17 protein-coding genes are annotated in these 20,856 nt (G+C 61.4%); 7 read left to right on the forward strand and 10 right to left on the reverse strand.

Annotated features, from left to right (window positions below; translation table 11 throughout):
* The first annotated feature begins 87 nt into the window (after positions 1-87).
* Positions 88-795: a DUF502 domain-containing protein gene (locus J0663_RS19865; protein ID WP_207242078.1), complete on the forward strand. Its 708-nt coding sequence runs from the start codon at positions 88-90 to the stop codon at positions 793-795.
* Here the strand turns inward: J0663_RS19865 and recG are convergent.
* Positions 792-2,897, reverse strand: coding sequence for an ATP-dependent DNA helicase RecG (recG, locus tag J0663_RS19870; RefSeq protein ID WP_207242079.1), 2,106 nt, complete (start codon positions 2,895-2,897; stop codon positions 792-794). The two genes, J0663_RS19865 and recG, sit on opposite strands and share 4 nt — an antisense overlap.
* Before the next feature lie 92 nt (positions 2,898-2,989).
* Between recG and J0663_RS19875 the strand changes: the two genes are divergently transcribed.
* Genes J0663_RS19875 through J0663_RS19885 form a run of 3 tightly spaced genes read left to right on the forward strand, consistent with a single transcriptional unit; the run spans position 2,990 to position 7,277 of the window.
* On the forward strand, positions 2,990-3,295 hold the full coding sequence (locus J0663_RS19875; RefSeq protein ID WP_207242080.1) for an FAD assembly factor SdhE: 306 nt from the start codon (positions 2,990-2,992) through the stop codon (positions 3,293-3,295).
* The gene (gene mfd / locus J0663_RS19880) at positions 3,292-6,795 is read left to right on the forward strand and encodes a transcription-repair coupling factor (RefSeq protein ID WP_207242081.1); all 3,504 of its coding nucleotides are present in this window, start codon (positions 3,292-3,294) and stop codon (positions 6,793-6,795) included. Before J0663_RS19875 ends, mfd begins: the two co-directional genes overlap by 4 nt.
* A gap of 14 nt (positions 6,796-6,809) precedes the next feature.
* Complete coding sequence (locus tag J0663_RS19885; protein WP_207242082.1) at positions 6,810-7,277, forward strand: OsmC family protein; 468 nt, start codon at positions 6,810-6,812, stop codon at positions 7,275-7,277.
* A gap of 37 nt (positions 7,278-7,314) precedes the next feature.
* On the opposite strand, the gene J0663_RS19890 is transcribed toward J0663_RS19885, so the two are convergent.
* From J0663_RS19890 to J0663_RS19900, 3 genes are all read right to left on the reverse strand, one after another.
* Positions 7,315-7,872, reverse strand: coding sequence for a GrpB family protein (locus J0663_RS19890; protein ID WP_207242083.1), 558 nt, complete (start codon positions 7,870-7,872; stop codon positions 7,315-7,317).
* Between the two features lie 11 nt (positions 7,873-7,883).
* A complete protein-coding gene (locus tag J0663_RS19895) occupies positions 7,884-8,555 on the reverse strand; it encodes a DsbA family oxidoreductase (RefSeq protein ID WP_207242084.1) in 672 nt (223 codons plus the stop codon).
* Between the two features lie 64 nt (positions 8,556-8,619).
* A complete protein-coding gene (locus tag J0663_RS19900; RefSeq protein WP_207242085.1) occupies positions 8,620-10,422 on the reverse strand; it encodes an extracellular solute-binding protein in 1,803 nt (600 codons plus the stop codon).
* Between the two features lie 287 nt (positions 10,423-10,709).
* Here J0663_RS19900 and J0663_RS19905 point away from each other — a divergent pair, with 287 nt between their 5' ends.
* Positions 10,710-11,363 carry an invasion associated locus B family protein gene (locus J0663_RS19905; protein WP_207242086.1) on the forward strand — a complete coding sequence of 218 codons (654 nt, stop codon included), beginning with the start codon at positions 10,710-10,712 and terminating at the stop codon, positions 11,361-11,363.
* Between the two features lie 305 nt (positions 11,364-11,668).
* On the opposite strand, the gene hspQ is transcribed toward J0663_RS19905, so the two are convergent.
* The 3 genes from hspQ to J0663_RS19920 form a co-directional block, all read right to left on the reverse strand.
* Positions 11,669-11,998, reverse strand: coding sequence for a heat shock protein HspQ (gene hspQ / locus J0663_RS19910; protein ID WP_064802571.1), 330 nt, complete (start codon positions 11,996-11,998; stop codon positions 11,669-11,671).
* A 158-nt stretch (positions 11,999-12,156) separates the two neighbouring features.
* On the reverse strand, positions 12,157-13,566 hold the full coding sequence (gene glnA / locus J0663_RS19915; RefSeq protein WP_085778160.1) for a type I glutamate--ammonia ligase: 1,410 nt from the start codon (positions 13,564-13,566) through the stop codon (positions 12,157-12,159).
* A 78-nt stretch (positions 13,567-13,644) separates the two neighbouring features.
* Entirely contained in the window at positions 13,645-13,983 is a 339-nt protein-coding gene (locus J0663_RS19920; RefSeq protein WP_003539626.1) for a P-II family nitrogen regulator, read from the reverse strand.
* 344 nt (positions 13,984-14,327) lie between these two features.
* Here J0663_RS19920 and J0663_RS19925 point away from each other — a divergent pair, with 344 nt between their 5' ends.
* Positions 14,328-15,800, forward strand: a complete 1,473-nt coding sequence (locus J0663_RS19925) for an NAD(P)H-hydrate dehydratase (RefSeq protein WP_207242087.1) — start codon at positions 14,328-14,330, stop codon at positions 15,798-15,800.
* A 6-nt stretch (positions 15,801-15,806) separates the two neighbouring features.
* Here J0663_RS19925 and J0663_RS19930 read toward each other — a convergent pair whose 3' ends face one another.
* From J0663_RS19930 to uvrA, 3 genes are read right to left on the reverse strand one after another with little or no spacing between them, the layout of a single operon-like run.
* Positions 15,807-16,613 carry a DUF72 domain-containing protein gene (locus J0663_RS19930; RefSeq protein WP_207242088.1) on the reverse strand — a complete coding sequence of 269 codons (807 nt, stop codon included), beginning with the start codon at positions 16,611-16,613 and terminating at the stop codon, positions 15,807-15,809.
* A gap of 23 nt (positions 16,614-16,636) precedes the next feature.
* Complete coding sequence (locus J0663_RS19935; protein ID WP_207242089.1) at positions 16,637-17,098, reverse strand: GNAT family N-acetyltransferase; 462 nt, start codon at positions 17,096-17,098, stop codon at positions 16,637-16,639.
* Positions 17,095-20,016, reverse strand: a complete 2,922-nt coding sequence (gene uvrA, locus J0663_RS19940; protein WP_207242090.1) for an excinuclease ABC subunit UvrA — start codon at positions 20,014-20,016, stop codon at positions 17,095-17,097. The genes J0663_RS19935 and uvrA overlap by 4 nt, the downstream gene beginning before the upstream one ends.
* 284 nt (positions 20,017-20,300) lie before the next feature.
* On the opposite strand from uvrA, the gene J0663_RS19945 reads away from it, so the two are divergent.
* Complete coding sequence (locus J0663_RS19945; protein WP_207242091.1) at positions 20,301-20,810, forward strand: single-stranded DNA-binding protein; 510 nt, start codon at positions 20,301-20,303, stop codon at positions 20,808-20,810.
* Positions 20,811-20,856: the final 46 nt, after the last annotated feature.

Raw genomic sequence — 20,856 nt, forward strand, 5'->3', positions numbered from 1 at the left:
GAATTCTGGCAATTTTGGTATGCGGACAAGGGGGAAGGGCCGGCGTTCCGGCCTGTCCACGACTGAGATGGAGTTCATCAGGAAGCGATGGCCGACAACGCCCCCAGAATGCCGGTCGCGACCCGGCTGAGAAACAATTTTCTCGCAGGTCTGATCATCTGCGCGCCGATCGCGATTACCATCTGGCTGACCTGGACCTTCATCCACTGGTCGGACAGCTGGGTCAGGCCCTATATTCCGGCGCGCTGGAACCCGGAAAGCTATCTCAATTTTGCCATCCCCGGTTTCGGCCTGCTGATTGCTGTCGTCCTGATCACCGTCGTCGGCTTCCTCGGCAAGAACCTCATCGGCCAGAGCATCGTCCGTTTCGGCGAATCGGTCGTCCAGCGTATGCCGCTGGTGCGCACGATTTACAGAAGCGTGAAGCAGATTTTCGAAACCGTGCTGAAGGAGCAGTCGAATTCCTTCAAGAAGGTCGGTCTGATCGAATATCCCGGTCCCGGCCTGTGGGCGCTGGTCTTCGTTGCCACCGACGCCAAGGGCGAGATTGCCTCGAAGTTCAATGCCATGGGTCAGGACATGGTCGCCGTCTTCCTGCCGCCGACGCCCGTGCCGACAGCCGGCTTTCTCATTTTCGTGCCGCGCGAAAAGATTGTCATGCTCGACATGAGCCCGGAAGACGCCGCCAAGTTCTTGATTTCGGGCGGTCTCGTCGCTCCGGAGCATAAACCGTCCGAGCCGAAGCAGAAACATCTGCCGCGGCCGAAGCCGGTGGCGGTTTCAAAAGCAGACTAACCTGCTCTCAGGAAGCGGATCGCCTCGTCGCGGCGGAAGAGATAGAGCAGAGTGCGGACCGCCTGTCCTCTTTCGCTGGTCAATTCCGGATCGCGCTCGATCAGATAGGCAGCGTCCTTGCGGGCGATCTCGAGCAGATCGGCATGCGCCTCGAGGCTGGCGATGCGGAACCCCGGCGTGCCGGATTGCCGCGTGCCGAGCAACTCGCCTTCGCCGCGCAGCTTCAGATCTTCCTCGGCGATTCGGAAACCATCCTCCGTCTCCCGCATGATCGAAAGCCTCGCGTGACCGGTCTCGCCGAGCGGTCCCTTGTAGAGCAGGATGCAGGTCGAGGCCTCGTCGCCGCGCCCGACACGGCCGCGCAGCTGATGCAGCTGCGCCAGACCGAAGCGTTCGGCGTGTTCAATCACCATGATTGTCGCATCCGGCACGTCGACGCCCACTTCGACGACAGTCGTGGCGACCAGAAGTCGGGTCTCGCCGTTCTTGAAGGCCATCATTGCCGCATCCTTTTCCGCGCCGTTCATGCGACCGTGGATCAGGCCGATATCCGGGCCGAGCGCGGAGACGAGCGTCGCATGCCGCTCTTCGGCCGACATCAGGTCGAGCTCCTCGGATTCTTCGACCAACGGGCAGATCCAGTAGGCTTTCCTGCCCTCGGCGATCGCGCTCTGCAGCCGCCCGACGATCTCGGCGGTCCGTTCCATCGGCACGGTGATCGTCTGGATGGGCTTCCGGCCGGCCGGTTTCTCGGTCAGCTTGGAAACATCCATATCGCCGAAGGCGGCCAGCACCAGGGTCCGGGGGATCGGCGTCGCCGTCATGACGAGCATATGCGGCGAGATGCCTTTGGCGGTCAGCCGCAGGCGCTGGTGCACGCCGAAACGGTGCTGCTCGTCGACGACGGCAAGCATCAGATTGGCGTAGCTGACGCTCTCCTGGAACAGCGCATGTGTGCCGATGATGATCTGTGCGGCGCCGGAGGCGATGCGCTCGAGGATTTCCTCACGCTCGCGTCCCTTGGTGCGCCCTGTCAGCACCTCGATGCCGAGCCCGGCGGAGGCGGCGAATTTCGAGATCGTCGCGTGGTGCTGACGGGCGAGGATTTCGGTCGGCGCCATCAGCACAGCCTGGCCACCGCTCTCGATCACCGCCGCCATCGCCATCAGCGCCACCAGAGTCTTGCCGGAGCCGACATCGCCCTGCAGCAGCCGCAGCATCCGCTCGGCTCCGGCCATGTCTTTCAGAATGTCGGCGATCGCCTCGTTTTGGCTTGACGTGAGCGAGAAGGGCACCGTCTTCAGGATCATGCTGCTGACGGAGCCGGTCGCATGTACCGGCTGACCCGCCACTTTGCGCAGCCTCTGGCGCACCAGGCTGAGCGACAGCTGACCGGCCAGAAATTCGTCATAGGCGAGCCGCCGGCGGGCAGGGGCTTGCGGGTCGATATCGGCGAGATCGCGCGGCTCGTGCAGCATATGAAAACCGTCGCGGATCGACGGAAGGCCCTGTCGCTGCGTCAGCGCGGAGTCGATCCATTCCGGCAGTTCGGGAAAGCGTGGCAGGGCGGCGTCGATGATCTTGCGCAGCGTTTTCGGGGAGAGCCCCGCCGTCAGCGGATAGATCGGCTCGACGAGCGGAAGGCTCTCCGCCTCCTCGGCCCTGACGATATAGTCGGGATGAACCATCGAGGCGCGGCCGTTGAACCAGTCGACCTTGCCGCTGACCGTCACCTCGGCGTCTACAGGCAGTTGCTTTTCCAGCCATGCCGCCTGCCCACGGAAGAACACCAGCGTCAACTCGCCGGTCTCGTCATGCAGGAAGACGCGGTAGGGAACATTGCTTTTGCCGCGCGGCGGCACCTGATGGCGGTCGACGCGTGCGGTGATCGTCACGATCGCGCCCTGTGGTGCCAGGGCTATTCCCGGCTGGTTGCGCCGGTCGATCAGCGAGAACGGCGCGTGGAACAAGAGGTCGATGACCCGGCAATCCTCCGTCGTCTCGCGTCCGAGCAGCTTGACGAGCAATTCAGCGATCTTCGGGCCGACGCCCGGAAGGCCCGAAACGGGAGAAAACAGCGGATCGAGAATGGCGGGGCGCATGCGGCCAAAATGCGATGAACAATGCGGCCTTGGCAAGGCTGACAAGCCGCTTTCGAGGGGCTATAGAGGCGCATCAACAGGAAGGTAATGCCATGACAGGTGTCACGCTCACGAGTGCCGGTCTCGACCCGCGCCGCCGCCGGATCCTTTTCCGCTGCTGGCACCGCGGCATCCGCGAGATGGATCTGGTTTTCGGTCAATTCGCCGAAGCCGAGCTCGCGACGCTTTCGGAAGCCGAACTCGACGAGCTCGAGACGATCATGGCGGAAGAGGACAATGATCTCGTCCGCTGGGTCATGGGAACCTGGCCGGTGCCCGAGCGTTTCCAGACACCGATGTTTGCCCGCATCGCCGCCTACAAGCCCGATTTCGACAAGCCCCTCAGGACGCCGGAATGATCCCTGGTTTCGATGCGAAGAAGCTTGCGGCTATTGCCGAGCCGCTGACGATCGGCAATGTGCCTGCCGGCCTCGAACCGCTGCTGCTTGCCGAACTCGCCCGAACGGGAGAGCCGGTCGCCTATGTCATGTCCGACGGCCATCGCATGGCCGATCTGGAACAGATGCTCGGCTTCGTCGCCCCCGACATTCCGGTTCTCACCCTGCCGGCCTGGGACTGTCTTCCCTACGACCGCGTCTCGCCGAGCGCCGATACATCGGCCCGCCGGCTTGCGGCGTTGGGTGGACTGATCGCCCACCGCAAGAAACCGCACGCCGCGATCGTGCTGGTCACCGCCAATGCCATGCTGCAGAAGGTGGCGCCGCATGACGTCATCGAAAGCCTGAGCTTTTCGGCACGCCCCGGCAACCAGCTGCGCATGGACGATCTCGCCGGGCGCCTGGAGCGCAACGGCTTCGACCGCGTTGCGACCGTTCGCGAAGTCGGCGAATATGCCGTGCGCGGGGGCATTCTCGACGTCTTCGTGCCGGGTTCGGAAGAGCCGGTTCGCCTCGATTTCTTCGGTGACACGCTGGAATCGATCCGCAGCTTCGATCCCGCCAGCCAGCGCACCACCGGCCAGGTGCGCTCCCTCGATCTCAATCCGATGAGCGAGGTGACGCTGACCCCCGATAACATAAGCCGCTTCCGGAAGAACTACCTTTCGGCTTTCGGCGCAACGACGCGCGACGACGCGCTCTATCTCGCCGTTTCCGAAGGCCGGCGTTACCCCGGCATGGAGCATTGGCTGCCGCTCTTCTACGAGAAGCTCGATACCGTCTTCGATTATCTGAGCGGTTTCCGGATCGTCACCGATCACACGGTGCGCGAAGCGGCGGAAGAGCGCTCCAAGCTCGTTCTCGATTATTTCGATGCCCGCCTGAATTCCGGCCAGTCGGCCAAGGGCCAGATGGCGCAGGGCACGCCCTACAAGCCGGTGACGCCAGGCCAGCTTTATCTCGACAGCAAGCTCTTCGCCAAAACGCTCGAAGCGCTCGGCGCCATCCGCATCAGTCCCTTCAATGAAATCGAAGGTGAGGCGAGGCGGGTCGTCAATGTCGACGCCCGCCAGGGTCAGCGCTGGGCCCGCTCGAATGCAGAGGGCGGCGGCGATGCCGAGCGCATCAACATCTTCGATGTCGTCGTCAAGCACATCGCCGACCGGCGTGCCGCCGGCGCAAAAGTGCTCGTCACCGCCTGGACCGAAGGCTCACTCGAACGCCTGCTGCAGGTGCTGAACGAACATGGCCTGGAAAAGGTCAAGCCCGTCGAGGCGCTGAAGGATCTCGGCTCGCTGGCGAAAGGCGAGGCCGCTGCTGCGGTGCTCAATCTCGAATCCGGCTTCGAGGCGGGCGAGCTCGTCGTCATCGGCGAGCAGGACATCCTCGGCGACCGTATGGTGCGCCGCTCCAAGCGCCGCAAGCGCGCCGCCGATTTCATCTCGGAGGTCGCCGGCCTCGACGAGGGCTCGATCGTCGTTCATGCCGAACACGGCATCGGACGCTTCATCGGGCTGAGGACCATCGAGGCTGCGGGCGCCCCGCATGCCTGCCTCGAACTGCAATATGCCGACGAGGCCAAGCTCTTCCTGCCGGTCGAAAACATCGATCTTCTCTCGCGCTACGGCGGCGAGGGCACCGATGCCCAGCTCGACAAGCTCGGCGGCGGCGCCTGGCAGATGCGCAAGGCCAAGCTCAAACGGCGCCTGCTCGACATGGCCGATGCGCTGATCCGCATTGCTGCCGAGCGGCTGACGCGCCATGCGCCGATGCTGACGGCGCCGGACGGCCTTTACGACGAGTTTGCTGCCCGCTTCCCCTATGACGAGACCGAGGACCAGGACAATGCCATTGACGCTGTGCGCTCCGATCTCGGCGCCGGCCGGCCGATGGATCGTCTCGTCTGCGGGGACGTCGGCTTCGGCAAGACGGAAGTGGCGCTGCGCGCCGCTTTCGTTGCAGCAATGAACGGCGTCCAGATCGCCGTCGTCGTGCCAACGACCTTGCTCGCCCGCCAGCATTTCAAGACCTTTTCCGAGCGTTTCCGTGGTCTGCCGGTGCGCGTCCAGCAGGCCTCGCGCCTCGTTGGGTCGAAGGAGTTGGCGCTGACCAAAAAGGAAGTGGCGGACGGCAAGACCGATATCGTCGTCGGCACGCATGCGCTGCTCGGCGCCGGCATCAAATTCGCCAATCTCGGTCTGCTGATCATCGACGAGGAACAGCATTTCGGCGTCAAGCACAAGGAGCGGCTGAAGGAGCTGAAGAGCGACGTGCACGTGCTGACGCTCTCGGCGACGCCGATCCCGCGCACGCTGCAGCTCGCCATGACCGGAGTGCGCGAACTGTCGCTGATCACCACGCCGCCGGTCGATCGCATGGCGGTGCGAACCTTCATCTCGCCCTTCGACAGCCTGGTCATCCGCGAGACACTGATGCGCGAGCACTATCGCGGCGGCCAGAGCTTCTATGTCTGCCCGCGGCTTGCCGATCTCGCGGACGTGCATGCCTTCTTGCAGTCGGATGTGCCGGAGCTGAAGGTCGCCGTCGCTCATGGCCAGATGCCGGCCGGCGAACTCGAAGACATCATGAACGCCTTCTATGAAGGCCGCTACGACGTGCTGTTGTCCACAACCATCGTCGAATCCGGTCTCGATGTGCCGACGGCTAACACGCTGATCGTCCACCGCGCCGATATGTTCGGCCTTGCCCAACTCTATCAGCTGCGCGGCCGCGTCGGCCGCTCCAAGGTGCGCGCCTTCGCGCTCTTCACCCTGCCTGTCAACAAGGTGCTAACGGCGACGGCCGAACGCCGGCTGAAGGTGCTGCAGTCGCTCGACACACTCGGAGCCGGCTTCCAGCTGGCAAGCCACGATCTCGACATCCGCGGCGCCGGCAATCTGCTCGGCGAGGAACAGTCCGGCCATATCAAGGAGGTCGGCTTCGAGCTCTATCAGCAGATGTTGGAAGAGGCGGTCGCCGAGGTCAAGGGTGTCGACGAGATTCACGACACCGGCTGGTCGCCGCAAATCTCCGTCGGCACGACGGTGATGATCCCCGAGGATTACGTGCCCGACCTGCATCTGCGCATGGCGCTTTACCGTCGTCTCGGCGAAATCACGGAACTGAAGGAGATCGACGGCTTCGGCGCCGAGATGATCGACCGCTTCGGGCCGATGCCGATCGAAGTCCAGCATCTGTTGAAGATCGTCTACATCAAGTCGCTCTGCCGCACCGCTAACGTCGAAAAACTCGATGCTGGCCCGAAGGGCGTCGTCGTGCAGTTCCGCAACAAGGAATTCCCCAATCCGGCAAACCTCGTCGGCTATATCGGCAAGCAGGGCACGATGGCGAAGATCCGTCGCGATCACAGCCTGTTCCTGACCCGCGACCTGCCGACACCGGAAAAACGCCTGCAGGGTGCGGCTGTCATCATGACGCAACTGGCGGAACTCGCGAAATAAACGGAGGAACAGACATGGCGAAATACGGCGCAACGGTCGCCTGGGAGCGGAGCGGCGCGATCTTCACCGACAACCGCTACAGCCGTGCCCACCGCTGGACCTTCGCCGGCGGCATTGAGGTGAGGGCGTCCTCATCCTCGCATGTCGTTCCGCTGCCCTATTCCGCCGAGGATGCGGTCGATCCGGAGGAGGCTTTCGTCGCCTCGCTCTCCAGCTGCCACATGCTCTGGTTCCTGTCGATTGCCGCCAAGCAAGGCTTTTGCGTCGACAGCTACACCGATGCCGCCGAGGGCGTCATGGAGAAGAATGGCGAAGGCCGGCTTGCCATGACCGTGGTGACGCTAAAGCCGCATGTCGTCTTCAGCGGCGAAAAGCAGCCTTCCCTCAGCGAGCTGGAAGGCCTGCATCATCGCGCCCACGACGAATGTTTCATCGCCAATTCGGTGAAGACTGAGGTGCGCTGCGTACCGGTTCTGGGCTGAGCCGCCGCAAAATTGCGCGAAGCGTGATCTGGCGGCTTCAGTCGCCTGGGGGTTCGGACCAGCCGATCAGCTTTGCCCAGTCATTGGCGCCGTCCATGATGATGTCGAACACCGGGTCCTTGATGTCGTAGTAAAAATCGACGTCGTCGGGAAAACGTTGGGCGAGCCGCTGCTTGATCAGAGCGTAGGCGCTTGCCGCCATCGGATGGGCGCGCAGGAAGTCGCGGCAAAGAAGAGAATATCGCTGATTGAAACGGCCTTTTTCGCGGATGTGCAGGTTCGCCGGGCGCCCCTTGCTGCGATAGAAGGCCTTGCGCAGTTCGCCTTCGGCCAGATCAAGTCCCGGAGGGCAGTGATCGATGACGATCGGTCTGTGCTCGAAGCCCGCCTCTTTGAAGGCGTCGGCATCTACGTCAGCGAGATCGTTCACCGTCAGCTGAATATCGATGATATTCTTGGCGGGAAGTCCGGGAACGGCGGTCGAGCCGATGTGATGCACATATGCCCCGGCGGGTGCTGCTCCCATGATTGCGGATTTGAGGGTCGTGAAATCCTCGACCCAGCTTTGCCGCGCCTCCTCGATCTCGATCCGCATGACCGGCAGCGTCAGTTGAGCCCCGATCGCGCCTCGGCCTTCGCCTTGGCGATATCGCGCAATGCATTCGCGAGCAAGGCGGGTGTCTGGGCGCCGCTGACGGCATACTGCTGATCGAAGATGAAGAAGGGCACGCCGTTGACGCCCATCTCCTGTGCCGCGGTGATTTCGGCAACGATGAGGTTGCTGTCTGCTTCGGAAGCCAACAACGAGGCGATGACCGAGCGATTGAGCCCGGCTTTCTCGGCGATATCGAGCAGCACCGCGTGGTCGCCGACATTACGGCCTGCCTCGAAATTCGCCTTGAACAGCGCCGTAACCACCTTGTCCTGCTTCTCACGGCCTTCGATCATCGCCCAGTGGATCAGCCGGTGGGCGTCGAGCGTGTTCGGGCCGATCTTGATCGCCTCGAAATCGAAGGCGATGCCGACCTCACGGCCTAAATCGGTGAGCATCTTGTGCGCCTGCGCCACACGCTCCTCGCCCCCGAGCTTCTCAGCCAGTGCCTTCTTCTGGTCGACGCCTTCCTTGGGATAGTCGGGATTGAGTCGGTATGGTCGCCAGTTGATGTCGACGCCGATTTCGTCCTGCACTTCGGCGATGGCAAGTTCCAGCCGTGCCTTGCCGAGATAGCACCAGGGGCAGACGACATCCGAGACGATGTCGATGGTGATACGCTCCATGAGGGTCTTCCTTATTCTATGCGTCTCCGAAGAGACATTGGGCCTTGGCGGTCCAGGCGGCGTTTTACTGCACGCTCGCATCCCACCAGACCGGCAGCTGGTTGCCGTAAAGCGGCGTCGTGTCGGGACGACCGATGCGCTTGCTGCGCGCGACCCATTGCTGGCCGATGTGATAGAGTGGCAGCACGTAGTGGCTCGATAGCAGCAGCCGGTCGTAGGCGCGCACGGCGGCAGTGAAATCGTCCGCCGAACGCGCTTTCAGCACATGATCGATCAGCGTGTCGAGATCGGGGTCGTTAGCCCCGGCAAAGCTGTCCTTCCCCTCCTGCACGCGCGCAGCCGAAGACCAGCGACCGAGCTGCTCGGTTCCAGGCGACAGCGATGAGGTATAGGATTTGATGATCATGTCGTAATCGAAGCTGTTTGTCCGGCTCTGATACTGCGAATCGTCGACCGTGCGAATTGATACGGCGATGCCGATCGTCTGCAGCGAACGCTGATAAGCAATGGCAAGCTTCTCCTGGTCGGCATTCTGCGTCATGATTTCGAAGGCGAGCTGGCGGCCGGAAGCGTCAAGCATTTTGCCGCCCTGGATCGTATAGCCGCCCTCTTTCAGAAGCGCGACGGCCTGCTTCAGCACATTCCGGTCGCGGCCGGAGCCGTCGGTGACCGGCAGCTTATAGGTCCCGTTCAGAATCTCCGGCGCGATTTTGTCCTTGATCGGCCCCAGCAGGGCAAGCTCGGCTGCATTGGCAGGAACGCCGAAGCTTGAAAGCTCGGAATTCTGCCAGAAGCTCTGCGTGCGTTTGTAGGCGCCCGAGTAGAGGTTCTTGTTCGCCCATTCGAAATCGAACGCCAGTGACAGGCCTTCACGCACCTTCGGATCGGCAAAGATCGGGCGGCGCGTATTGAATACGAAGCCGAGCATGCCGCTCGGGAGTTTTGGCGTGAACACGTCCTTGATCACGGCCCCGGAGGTGGCGGCGGGGAAATTATAGGCATTGGCCCAATGGCCGGGATTGCCGTCGGGATAGATGTCGACATCGCCTTTCTTGAAGGCCTCGAACAGCGTCGTGTCCTGCAGATAGTACTGCACCGTTATCTGGTCGTAATTGTCAGTTCCGACCTTGGCCGGAATATCCTTGCCCCAGTAATTCGGGTCGCGTTCATAGGTGATGCTCTCGCCGGGCTTCACCGTCTTTACCTTGTAGGGGCCCGAACCGACCGGCGGCGTCAGCGAGGTTCGGTCGAAGGTTTCCGGATTGACCGCATGTTTCGGAAGTACCGGGAAAAGGCCGAAAATCAGCGGAGTCTCGCGATCGGCCTTCTCGTTGAAGGTGAAGCGCACACTATGTTCGCCGACCTTCTCCATTTTGGCGACGACTTTCAGGCGTTCGGAATAGGGCGGGCGGCCTTTGTCGCGCAAGAGTTCGAAGGTGAACATCACATCTTCAGGCGTCACCGGCTGGCCGTCGGCCCATTTCGCCTTCGGATTGAGGTTGAACTGGATGAAGCTCCTGGCGTCGTCCCATTCGACAGTCTCGGCAAGCAGGCCGTAAAGCGTGAAGGGCTCGTCCCTGGAACGCTGCATCAGTGATTCGTAGACGAGATTGCCGTATTCCGGATCCCACATGCCGCGCGCCGTGGTGCGATTGCTTTTCACGATGAACGGATTGAGGCTGTCGAACGTGCCGACCACACCGTAGGTGATTTTACCGCCCTTCTTCACTTCGGGATTGACGTAAGGAAAGTGCTTGTAGTCGGGCGGCAAGGCCGGCTCGCCATGCATCGCGATGCCGTGCAGCGGTTCGGCTGCAACAGTGCCGCACAGCAGCGATAGGACGAGGGAGACGACGATCCGGAGCATTCGGCAATCCTTGATCCGCGGAAAAAACGTGCGTGATTCACCGCGAGATTAGCATGGGGTCGATCGATTCCAACACTAAGCGGCGATTTCTTTGGCCTGGCTGCGAAATTGCCTCTCAAATTGGCAAAGAAAAGCTGGATATCTTGAACGCTGCGATGTAACAGGTGAACCCGAAGTTTAGGGGTCATGCATTTGCCTTATTTTTCGATGAGGTGGAGTGCCGAACGACCCGATGGTTGGGGCGGCACGTCGCTGCTCCGAACGGATATCAGGAGACGGAATTCGCTATGATGTTCAAGTCTGAAAAGAAAATGCGGGCAGCACTGTCCGTCCTGGCAGTGATGTTCGGCGCCGCTTCGGCTCCGGTCTCCTCCTTCGCACAGGAAGCAGCGGCACAGGCTCCGGCCCAGGGCGTTGGCGCTCCCAAGCTCGGTTGGTACAAGACCTGCAGCAAGCAGGAAGACAACGACATCTGCGTTGTCCAGAACCTCATCCTTGCCAATGGCGGTCAGCTCGTCACGGCCGTCGGCCTCATTTCGGTTTCCGGCAAGATCAACCGCAAGCTCCTGCAGGTCTCCGTTCCGACAGCACGCCTGATTCCTCCCGGCATCAGCATGCAGATCGATGGGGGCAAGGGCCAGAAGCTCGACTACGCCGTCTGCCTGCCGGACAAGTGCACCGCAGAAATCCCGCTGACCGATGCAATGATCGCCAGCCTCAAGAAGGGCAGCGATGTGATTTTCACGTCGATCAATTTCCGCCGTGCCCCCAACCCGATCAAGATCTCGCTCGAAGGCTTCACCGGCGCTTATGATGGCGAACCGGTTACCGAAACGAAGCTCGCCGAAAGCCAGCGCAGCCTGCAGGACAGCATGCAGAAGAAGGCTGAAGAAGCCCGCAAGAAGCTGGAAGATGCCCAGAAGGCCGCCAAGGCGCAGTAAAAACTGCCGCTATATGGAATGGAAACCCGGCTTCAGGCCGGGTTTTTTGTTGCTGGACTTTGCTCTCTTTACGGCGCCAATGGCTGCCCCTCACCCTAACCCTCTCCCCGTTCTAACGGGGCGAGGGGACGTGCCCTGCGAGAGCGAGGAGGGAACGGAGAGGGCGGCGGCAGGGTCCCTTCGCCCCGTTTACGGGGAGAAGGTGGCGGCAGCCGGATGAGGGGCATTCCGCCGGGTTTTGCACCGAAAGAAAAAGGCCTCGCCGGGAGATGCGAGGCCTTGTTCCTGCGGTCGGTCATCCGATCTTAGTGGGCGAAGCTCATCTTGGGTTTGAACTGCCCTGACGGGGCCTGATCGAAAATCTGATAGATCTGCGGGTTGCGAAGCGGCGTGCCGCTTTCGTCATTCACCAGGTTCTGCTCGGAGACGTAGGCGACATATTCGCTTTCATCATTCTCCGCGAGCAGGTGATAGAATGGCTGGTCCTTGCTGGGGCGCACTTCGGCGGGAATGGAATTCCACCATTCCTCCGTATTCGCGAACTCCGGATCAACGTCGAAGATGACGCCGCGAAACGGAAAAACCTTGTGCCGGACCACTTCGCCGATACTGAACTTTGCTAGTCTTTCTTTCATGGTACGACTTCCTTTCATCACCAAATTTGGTGATTGGTGCAGTGCAAATCAAGATTTTTGCACCTGCGCGTCACATGAACGTCATATCCTCCTTCTGGCGTTCATGACCGGGGAGGTGAAAGCCCCGGCGAACCGGGACTTTCCGTCATTGCGGCCGATCAGGCCGAATAATACATGTCGTATTCGACTGGATGCGGCGTCATTTCGAAACGCATCACCTCTGCCATCTTCAACTCGATGAACGCGTCGATTTGGTCGTCGTCGAAGACGCCGCCGGCAGTCAGGAACTTGCGGTCCTTGTCGAGGCTCTCAAGCGCTTCGCGCAACGAGCCGCAGACGGTCGGGATCTTCTTCAGTTCCTTCGGCGGCAGATCGTACAGATCCTTGTCCATCGCCTTACCCGGATGGATCTTGTTCTTGATGCCGTCGAGGCCTGCCATCAGCATGGCCGCAAAAGCGAGGTAGGGGTTGGCGGTCGGATCCGGGAAACGGACTTCGACGCGCTTTGCCTTCGGGTTTGAGCCGAACGGAATGCGGCAGGAGGCCGAACGGTTGCGGGCCGAATAGGCGAGCAGCACCGGCGCTTCATAACCCGGCACAAGACGCTTGTAGGAATTCGTCGACGGGTTGGTGAAGGCATTGATCGCCTTGGCGTGCTTGATGATGCCGCCAATATAGAACAGGCAGGTTTCGGAAAGGCCGGCATATTCGTCGCCGGCGAAAGTCGGCTTGCCGCCCTTCCAGATCGACTGATGCACGTGCATGCCCGAGCCGTTGTCGCCGAAGATCGGTTTCGGCATGAAGGTTGCCGTCTTGCCGTAGGCGTTCGCCACCTGGTGCACGACATATTTATAGATCTGCATCTTGTCGGCGTTGCGCACCAGCGTATCGAACTTGATACCGAGTTCGTGCTGAGCGGCGGCAACTTCATGGTGATGCTTTTCGACGACGACGCCCATCTCGGACAGCACCGTCAGCATTTCCGATCGCATGTCCTGGGCGCTGTCGACCGGGGGAACCGGGAAATAACCACCCTTGACCCGCGGACGATGGCCGAGGTTGCCGGTTTCGTAATCGGTATCGTCGTTCGACGGCAGTTCGGTCGAATCAAGCTTGAAGCCGGTATTGTAGGGATCGGCCTTGTACTTGACGTCGTCGAAGACGAAGAATTCCGCTTCCGGACCGACGAAGACAGTGTCGCCGATGCCGGAGGCCTTGAGATAGGCTTCGGCCTTTTTTGCGGTGCCGCGCGGATCGCGGTTATAGGCCTCGCCGGAGACCGGATCGAGGATGTCGCAGACGATAACCATGGTCGACTGAGCGAAGAACGGGTCCATGTGCACCGTTTCGGTGTCAGGCATCAGCACCATGTCGGACTCGTTGATGGCCTTCCAACCGCCGATCGAAGAGCCGTCGAACATCACGCCGTCAGCGAACATGTCCTCGTCGACGCTGGCAACGTCCATCGTGACGTGCTGCAGCTTGCCCTTCGGGTCGGTGAAGCGCAGATCGACGAACTTGACGTCGTTTTCCTGGATCTGCTTCAAAATTTCGCTTGCGGTCGCCATTAAATACCTTCCTCCAATTTGTGATAACAATAGGTTGGCGCGGTGACGGTATCGGACTTTGCACGCTTGGCAAAGTGGTCAGATGGCATCGATGCCGGTCTCGCCGGTACGGATGCGGATAACCTCTTCGACATTTGAGACGAAGATCTTGCCGTCGCCGATGCGGCCCGTCTGCGCCGCCTTGCGGATCGCATCGATGACGGCCTCCGCGTTCTCGTCGGCCAGCACCACCTCGACTTTCACCTTCGGCAGGAAATCGACGACATATTCGGCTCCGCGGTAGAGTTCCGTGTGGCCTTTTTGACGACCGAAGCCCTTGGCTTCCGTGACTGTAATACCCTGCAGGCCGACTTCCTGAAGGGCTTCCTTCACTTCGTCCAGCTTGAAAGGCTTAATGATCGCTTCGATCTTTTTCATGAGAAAATGTCTCTCCGCTTCTCCTGATATGGCAGGGATGTTCCCGCTCGCGGATATGATGCAGATATCGTGCCAGTTTGAAATCCATCCCGGTGAAAAAAGACACAGATTTCGTCAAAATCGGCGCCCCTGCGGGAAAATCCGAACCGGATTTGCGGCTGGAGAGGTGAAATAACATCGCCTGACGCCTAAAATTGCCCCAGAAGCTGAAAAAATCCGCTCCTATCGCGAATCTCAAAATGTCTTCTGGGCAGCCTAAAATCTAAGCAGATGCATAAAATGCAGTCTTTGCAGTAAGATTTCAGGTGGTTGTTTTTTGAGCGTTTTTTGAATTGAATAGGCTGATGAGCGAGAACCTGTCCAACCTCCTTCTCACACCTTCCGAAATGGCGGCGGTCGATGCGGCCGCAGCCGCGTCGGGGATCTGTTCCTTCGACCTCATGGAAAGGGCGGGGGCCGCGGCCGCGGCTGCCGCTCTGCGACGTCATCCCGGCGCGCTGCGTTTTGTTGTGTTCTGCGGACCCGGCAACAATGGCGGCGACGCCTATGTTGCGGCAAGGCATCTGCAGCAGAGTGGGGCGAAGACGGTGTTGTTTCATTTGGGGGATCCGGCTCGGCTGAAAGGGGATGCGGCGCGCGCTCGGTCCGGTTGCGCTCTTGAGGGACAGGGGCTCGAGGTCTACCGTCCCGAGAGCGGCGACGTTGTCATTGATGGCCTGTTCGGCGCTGGGCTGGCCCGCGCGGTGCCCGTGGAAGTCGGACGCTTGATCAACCGCGTCACCGAGGCCGATTTGCCCGTACTGGCCATCGACCTGCCCTCCGGCCTCGATGGCCGCACCGGTAAGGTGCTGGGCGCCGCCTTTCGTGCTCGTAACACCATCACCTTCATGACGCGCAAGCCTGGCCATCTCCTGATGCCGGGCAGGGAGCTTTGCGGCGAGCTGGAGGTTTTCGATATCGGCATTCCTGCTCGGATCATCCGGGCCGAGGCGGGCGGTGCCATCGCTGAGAATACACCTGACGCCTGGAAGGGCGCGCTGCCGGCCGAGCAGCTGGAAACCCACAAATACAAGCGAGGCCATCTGGTCGTTTTCTCGGGCGACGCCGACAAGACGGGGGCTGCGCGCATGTCAGCGATCTCCGGTCTGAAAGCAGGCGCCGGCCTGGTCACGATCGCCGCCTCCGGGGCAGCGATGGCTGCCAATGCCGCGCATCTCACAGCCGTCATGCTGCATGCAGTCGACGACGAGGCGGACCTTGCTGAGTGGCTCTCCGACAAGCGGTTGCAGACTTTCGTCCTCGGTCCCGGCTTTGGCATCGGCGCGAGAGCCCGCGGCTTCGTCAGCGCGCTTGCCGATCGACGGCTCGTGCTCGATGCCGACGGTATCTCTTCGTTCAAGGACGACCCGCAACAGCTTTTTGATCTTTTCCGCGGCGAGCCGCGTCTGGTGTTGACGCCGCACGAAGGCGAATTTTCGCGGCTTTTTCCTGACATCGGCGACGACGAAAATCTGGGGAAGGTGGACAAGGCGGTGGCGGCCGCGCGCCGCGCCAATGCCGCGATCGTCTACAAAGGGGCCGATACCGTCATCGCCTCGCCGGACGGGCGCGCGCTCATCAACACCAATGCGCCAGCCTGGCTTGCCACCGCCGGTTCCGGCGACGTCCTCGCCGGCATTATCGGCGGATTACTCGCCCAGGGCCAGCCGGCTTTCGAGGCCGCGGCCGCCGGAGTCTGGCTGCATGGAGAGACAGCCCACCGCGCCGGCAAGGGGCTGACGGCGGAGGATCTCGCAGCGGCGGTATTGCCGCTTTAACCCGACTTATTGCTCGACCAACTTCTGCAGGGCGATCGCCCCGTGCGGCGCATTGACCTTGCCCTCATGGATCATGAAGGCGAAGACGTCGCGCGGCTCGGCCTTCACTTTCCGATCCTGGTCGATCAGCGGCAGATCGTCCGGAACCTTGCCCTCGGCCCAGCTCTGGAGCCGGTCTGCCCAGGCCTTCAGATCCTTGTCGGGGTAACAGGTCGGAATATCGTCCGATCCCTTCTGCAGCCTCGCATAGACGAAATCGGCGGTAACGTCGGCGATCATCGGATATTCGAAATGTTCGGCGCAGACCGGCGCCACCCCATATCTAGCCAGCAGCGCGACGAATTCCGGCACCTTGAAGGAATCGTGCCGCACCTCGACCACATGGCGGAGCGCCAGCCCGTCCTGCTTTGCCGGCAGCAGCTTCAGAAAAGCCTCGAAATCTTCCGGATCGAACTTCTTCGTCGGCGCGAACTGCCAGAGCAGCGGCCCGAGATGGTCGCCGAGTTCGCTGATTCCGGATGTCAGAAACCGCTCCATCGATTCACCAGCCTCGGCAAGCACCCGCCGATTGGTGACGAAACGCGTCGCCTTCAGCGAAAAGACGAAACCCTCGGGCACATCGGCCGCCCATTTGGCAAAGACCGCCGGCTTCTGCGTGCTGTAATAGGTGCCGTTGACCTCAATGACCTTCAACTGGCGGCTGGCATAATGCAGCTCGTCCTTCTGTTTCAGGTCTTCTGGAAAGAAATGCCCGCGCCAGGGCTCGAAGGTCCAACCCCCGATGCCGGTGCGGATAATGCCGGATTTCGTCATGTCGTCCTCCCTTTGGCAGCCGCTCAGGCCGCAACCATCTCTTTCGTCATGTCGACGAGAACCCATCCTGGCCGATAAGGGTTCGGCCGGCGACCCGTTTCCTGAAAGCCGCGGGCGCTGTAGAGGGCGATGTTCCGCTCCATCAGCGCATTGGTATAGAGCCGGATCTCCGGCAGAACCCATTCCCGCGCCTTGCCTTCCAGCCAGTTGAGCATCGCCAGCCCATGCCCGGCGCCCTGAAAGGACGGCGAGACGGCGATGCTGAACAACATGAGGTGATCGCGATGTCGCTCGAGGACGACAAGGCCAGCCGCTTCGCCGCTGGCCTGCCGCAACCACACCTCGCCGCGCTGGATTCTTGGCCCATAGTCCTCCGTCACAGGGATCGGCGGAGCGCCGAAGAGTTCGGTATAGGGCCGATAGGCGGCTGCCGTCAGCGCCGCGATCGTTTCAAGATCGTCGGGCGACGCCAGCCTCATCGTCATTCCGCCGCAACCGCCTTTTTGGCCGGCCGACGCTCCAGCAATTCCCTCAGGAACTGGCCGGTATAGGAACGCTTTTCCCTGACGATCGCCTCAGGCGTGCCGACGGCCACGATTTCGCCGCCGCCATCACCGCCCTCGGGGCCGAAATCGAGCACCCAGTCGGCCGTCTTGATCACTTCGAGATTGTGCTCGATCACCACCACCGAATTGCCCTGATTGACCAGTTCATGCAACATTTCAAGCAGCTTGGCGACGTCGTGGAAATGCAGGCCGGTCGTCGGTTCGTCGAGAATATAGAGCGTGCGTCCGGTCGAGCGCTTCGACAGCTCCTTGGCGAGCTTGACGCGCTGCGCTTCGCCGCCCGAGAGCGTATTGGCCTGCTGGCCGACCTTGATATAACCGAGGCCGACATCCTTCAGCGATTGCAGCTTGTCGCGCACGGCAGGTACCGCTGCGAAGAAGTCGACGCCTTCCTCCACCGTCATGTCGAGCACGTCGGCGATCGATTTCTGCTTGAAGGTGACGTCGAGCGTCTCCCGGTTATAGCGCTTGCCGTGGCAGACGTCGCAGGTGACGTAGACATCTGGCAGGAAGTGCATCTCGATCTTGATGACGCCGTCGCCCTGGCAGGCTTCGCAGCGCCCGCCCTTGACGTTGAAGGAGAAGCGGCCCGGCTGGTAGCCGCGCGCCTTGGCTTCCGGCAAGCCGGCGAACCAATCGCGGATCGGCGTGAAGGCGCCGGTATAGGTCGCCGGGTTCGAGCGCGGTGTCCGGCCGATCGGCGACTGGTCGATATCGATCACCTTGTCGATATGCTCGAAACCATCGATCCGATCGTGGTCCGCAGGGATTTCACGCGCGCCCATCACACGGCGCGCCGCCGATTTATAAAGCGTCTCGATCAGGAAGGTGGACTTGCCGCCGCCGGAAACGCCGGTCACCGCCGTGAAGACCCCGAGAGGGATCGACGCGGTAACGTTCTTCAGATTGTTGCCGCGCGCGCCGATTACCTTGATCTCGCGGCCCTTCTTCGGCTTGCGGCGCTCCTCGGGAACGGGAACGCCGAGCTCGCCCGAGAGATATTTGCCGGTCAGCGACTTCGGATTGTCCATGATGTCCTGCGGCGTGCCATGGGCGATGACCTGGCCGCCATGGATGCCGGCGGCCGGGCCGATATCGACCACATCATCAGCCGTCAGGATCGCATCCTCGTCATGTTCGACGACGATGACGGTGTTGCCGATGTCGCGCAGGTGCTTCAGCGTGTCGAGCAGCCGGGCGTTGTCGCGCTGATGCAGGCCGATGGACGGCTCGTCGAGCACGTAGAGCACGCCCGTCAGGCCCGAGCCGATCTGCGAGGCGAGCCGGATGCGCTGGCTCTCGCCGCCCGACAGCGTGCCGGAGTTACGCGACAGGCTTAAATATTCCAGGCCGACATCGTTCAAAAAGCGCAAGCGGTCGCGGATTTCCTTGAGGATGCGGACAGCGATCTCGTTCTGCTTGGCATTGAAGGTCGCCGGCAGCGTCTCGAACCAGTCGCGCGCGATGCGGATCGACATCTCGGTTACTTCGCCGATATGCAGCCTGTTGATCTTCACGGCGAGTGCTTCCGGCTTCAGGCGGTAGCCGTTGCAGGCCGGACAGGGGGCGGCCGACATGAAGCGCTCGATATCCTCGCGCGCCCAGGCGGAATCGGTTTCCTTCCAGCGGCGCTCGAGATTGGTGATGATGCCTTCGAAATTCTTGTGCGTCGTATAAGAGCGGGCACCGTCGGCGTAGTGGAACTCGATCTTGTCGTCGGTGCCATTGAGGATGACGTCCTTGGCTTCGTCGGACAGGTCGTTCCAGCGGGTGCCGAGCTTGAAGCCATAATGTTTGCCGAGTGCTTCCAGCGTCTGATTGTAATAGGGCGAGGTCGATTTGGCCCAGGGCGCGATCGCCCCGTCGCGCAGCGTCCGTTCGGGCTCTGGCACGATCAGGTCGGGATCGATCTTCTGCTGGGCGCCGAGGCCATCGCAGGTCGGGCAGGCGCCGAAGGGATTGTTGAAGGAGAACAGCCGGGGTTCGATCTCCGGGATGGTGAAGCCCGAAACCGGGCAGGCGAATTTTTCCGAAAAAAGCATCCGCTCATGCGTCTCATTCAGCGACTTGTTGGCCGAGCCGCCGGCCGAGGTCTCCTCGGGGGGCAGCGGCTTGTCGGCGAATTCGGCGATCGCCAGCCCGTCGGCGAGCTTGAGGCAGGTTTCGAGACTGTCGGCCAGACGTGCCGACACATCCGGGCGCACGACGATGCGGTCGACCACGACGTCGATGTCGTGCTTGTATTTCTTGTCGAGAACAGGCGCCTCGGCGATCTCGTAGAACTGGCCGTCGACCTTGACGCGCTGGAAGCCCTTCTTCATCAGCTCCGCCAGTTCCTTCTTGTATTCGCCTTTGCGCCCGCGCACGAGCGGCGCGAGAATATAGAGACGGGTGCCCTCGCCGAAAGCGAGGATGCGGTCGACCATCTGGCTGACGGTCTGGCTCTCGATCGGCAGGCCGGTCGCCGGCGAATAGGGAACGCCGACGCGGGCAAAGAGCAGGCGCATATAGTCGTAGATCTCGGTGACGGTGCCGACCGTCGAGCGCGGATTGCGCGAGGTGGTCTTCTGCTCGATCGAGATCGCCGGAGAGAGCCCGTCGATCTGGTCGACATCGGGCTTCTGCATCATTTCGAGAAACTGCCGGGCATAGGCCGACAGGCTCTCGACATAACGCCGCTGGCCCTCGGCATAGATGGTGTCGAAGGCGAGCGAGGATTTGCCGGATCCCGAAAGCCCGGTCATGACGATCAGCTTGTTGCGCGGCAGATCGAGATCGATGCTCTTCAGATTGTGCTCGCGCGCGCCGCGGATGGAGATCGTCTTCAGTTCGCTCATCGTCTCTGCTTTGGTTTTCTGGATAACAGCCCTTATTTAGTGATGCCGACCGGCGAGTCGAGGCTGAATATCCTGGATGGCTCAAGGTTTTCGATTCTGTTGACAGGATCATAAGGATAAACTAGAACAAATAAAGAACAAAATTCCTGATGGATGCATGCGGCTTTCTGATGGATAAACATGTGGATTAAATGCCGCCCATGCGCATCGGCGGTCCGTGATGGTTTAAGGTGCGCCGATCGATTGAAACGCCGCCGGGCAGGGCGGCAGGCAGGGTGAGAAGCATGGCTGGTAGCGTGAACAAGGTAATTCTGGTTGGAAACGTGGGTGCCGACCCCGAAATCCGCCGCACTCAGGACGGCCGGCCGATCGCCAATCTTCGTATCGCGACCTCGGAGACCTGGCGTGACCGCAATTCCGGTGAACGTCGCGAAAAGACCGAGTGGCACACGGTCGTCGTCTTCAACGAAGGCCTCTGCAAGGTCGTCGAGCAATATGTGAAGAAGGGCGCCAAGCTCTATGTCGAAGGCCAACTGCAGACCCGCAAGTGGCAGGATCAGCAGGGCCAGGACCGTTACTCGACGGAAGTGGTGCTGCAGGGCTTCAATTCGACGCTAACCATGCTCGATGGCCGCGGCGATGGCGGTGGCGCGAGCTCCGGCTTCGGCGGCGGCCGCGGCAGCAGCAATGATTACGGCGACGACTACGGCGCCCCGTCATCCTCCTCCTCGTCGAGCCGCGGCGGTGGCGGCGGCAACTTCTCGCGCGATCTCGACGACGACATCCCGTTCTGATCGGCCGCCCTTCCTGTTATAGAGCGTCTGAGAGCATGATGCCCCA

This window comes from Rhizobium lentis, from assembly GCF_017352135.1.
Taxonomy (GTDB): Bacteria; Pseudomonadota; Alphaproteobacteria; order Rhizobiales; family Rhizobiaceae; genus Rhizobium; species Rhizobium lentis.

Bases quoted from the DNA above. Each gene is read 5' to 3' on its own strand.
- J0663_RS19895 (WP_207242084.1), bottom strand. From the start codon at position 8,555: ATGGAGCGTATCACCATCGACATCGTCTCGGATGTCGTCTGCCCCTGG.
- J0663_RS19875 (WP_207242080.1), top strand. From the start codon at position 2,990: ATGACAGGTGTCACGCTCACGAGTGCCGGTCTCGACCCGCGCCGCCGC.
- uvrA (WP_207242090.1), bottom strand. From the start codon at position 20,016: ATGAGCGAACTGAAGACGATCTCCATCCGCGGCGCGCGCGAGCACAAT.
- hspQ (WP_064802571.1), bottom strand. From the start codon at position 11,998: ATGAAAGAAAGACTAGCAAAGTTCAGTATCGGCGAAGTGGTCCGGCAC.
- J0663_RS19905 (WP_207242086.1), top strand. From the start codon at position 10,710: ATGATGTTCAAGTCTGAAAAGAAAATGCGGGCAGCACTGTCCGTCCTG.
- J0663_RS19935 (WP_207242089.1), bottom strand. From the start codon at position 17,098: ATGACGATGAGGCTGGCGTCGCCCGACGATCTTGAAACGATCGCGGCG.
- J0663_RS19920 (WP_003539626.1), bottom strand. From the start codon at position 13,983: ATGAAAAAGATCGAAGCGATCATTAAGCCTTTCAAGCTGGACGAAGTG.
- J0663_RS19925 (WP_207242087.1), top strand. From the start codon at position 14,328: ATGAGCGAGAACCTGTCCAACCTCCTTCTCACACCTTCCGAAATGGCG.
- J0663_RS19900 (WP_207242085.1), bottom strand. From the start codon at position 10,422: ATGCTCCGGATCGTCGTCTCCCTCGTCCTATCGCTGCTGTGCGGCACT.
- J0663_RS19865 (WP_207242078.1), top strand. From the start codon at position 88: ATGGCCGACAACGCCCCCAGAATGCCGGTCGCGACCCGGCTGAGAAAC.
- recG (WP_207242079.1), bottom strand. From the start codon at position 2,897: ATGCGCCCCGCCATTCTCGATCCGCTGTTTTCTCCCGTTTCGGGCCTT.
- J0663_RS19885 (WP_207242082.1), top strand. From the start codon at position 6,810: ATGGCGAAATACGGCGCAACGGTCGCCTGGGAGCGGAGCGGCGCGATC.
- J0663_RS19890 (WP_207242083.1), bottom strand. From the start codon at position 7,872: ATGCGGATCGAGATCGAGGAGGCGCGGCAAAGCTGGGTCGAGGATTTC.
- J0663_RS19930 (WP_207242088.1), bottom strand. From the start codon at position 16,613: ATGACGAAATCCGGCATTATCCGCACCGGCATCGGGGGTTGGACCTTC.
- J0663_RS19945 (WP_207242091.1), top strand. From the start codon at position 20,301: ATGGCTGGTAGCGTGAACAAGGTAATTCTGGTTGGAAACGTGGGTGCC.
- glnA (WP_085778160.1), bottom strand. From the start codon at position 13,566: ATGGCGACCGCAAGCGAAATTTTGAAGCAGATCCAGGAAAACGACGTC.
- mfd (WP_207242081.1), top strand. From the start codon at position 3,292: ATGATCCCTGGTTTCGATGCGAAGAAGCTTGCGGCTATTGCCGAGCCG.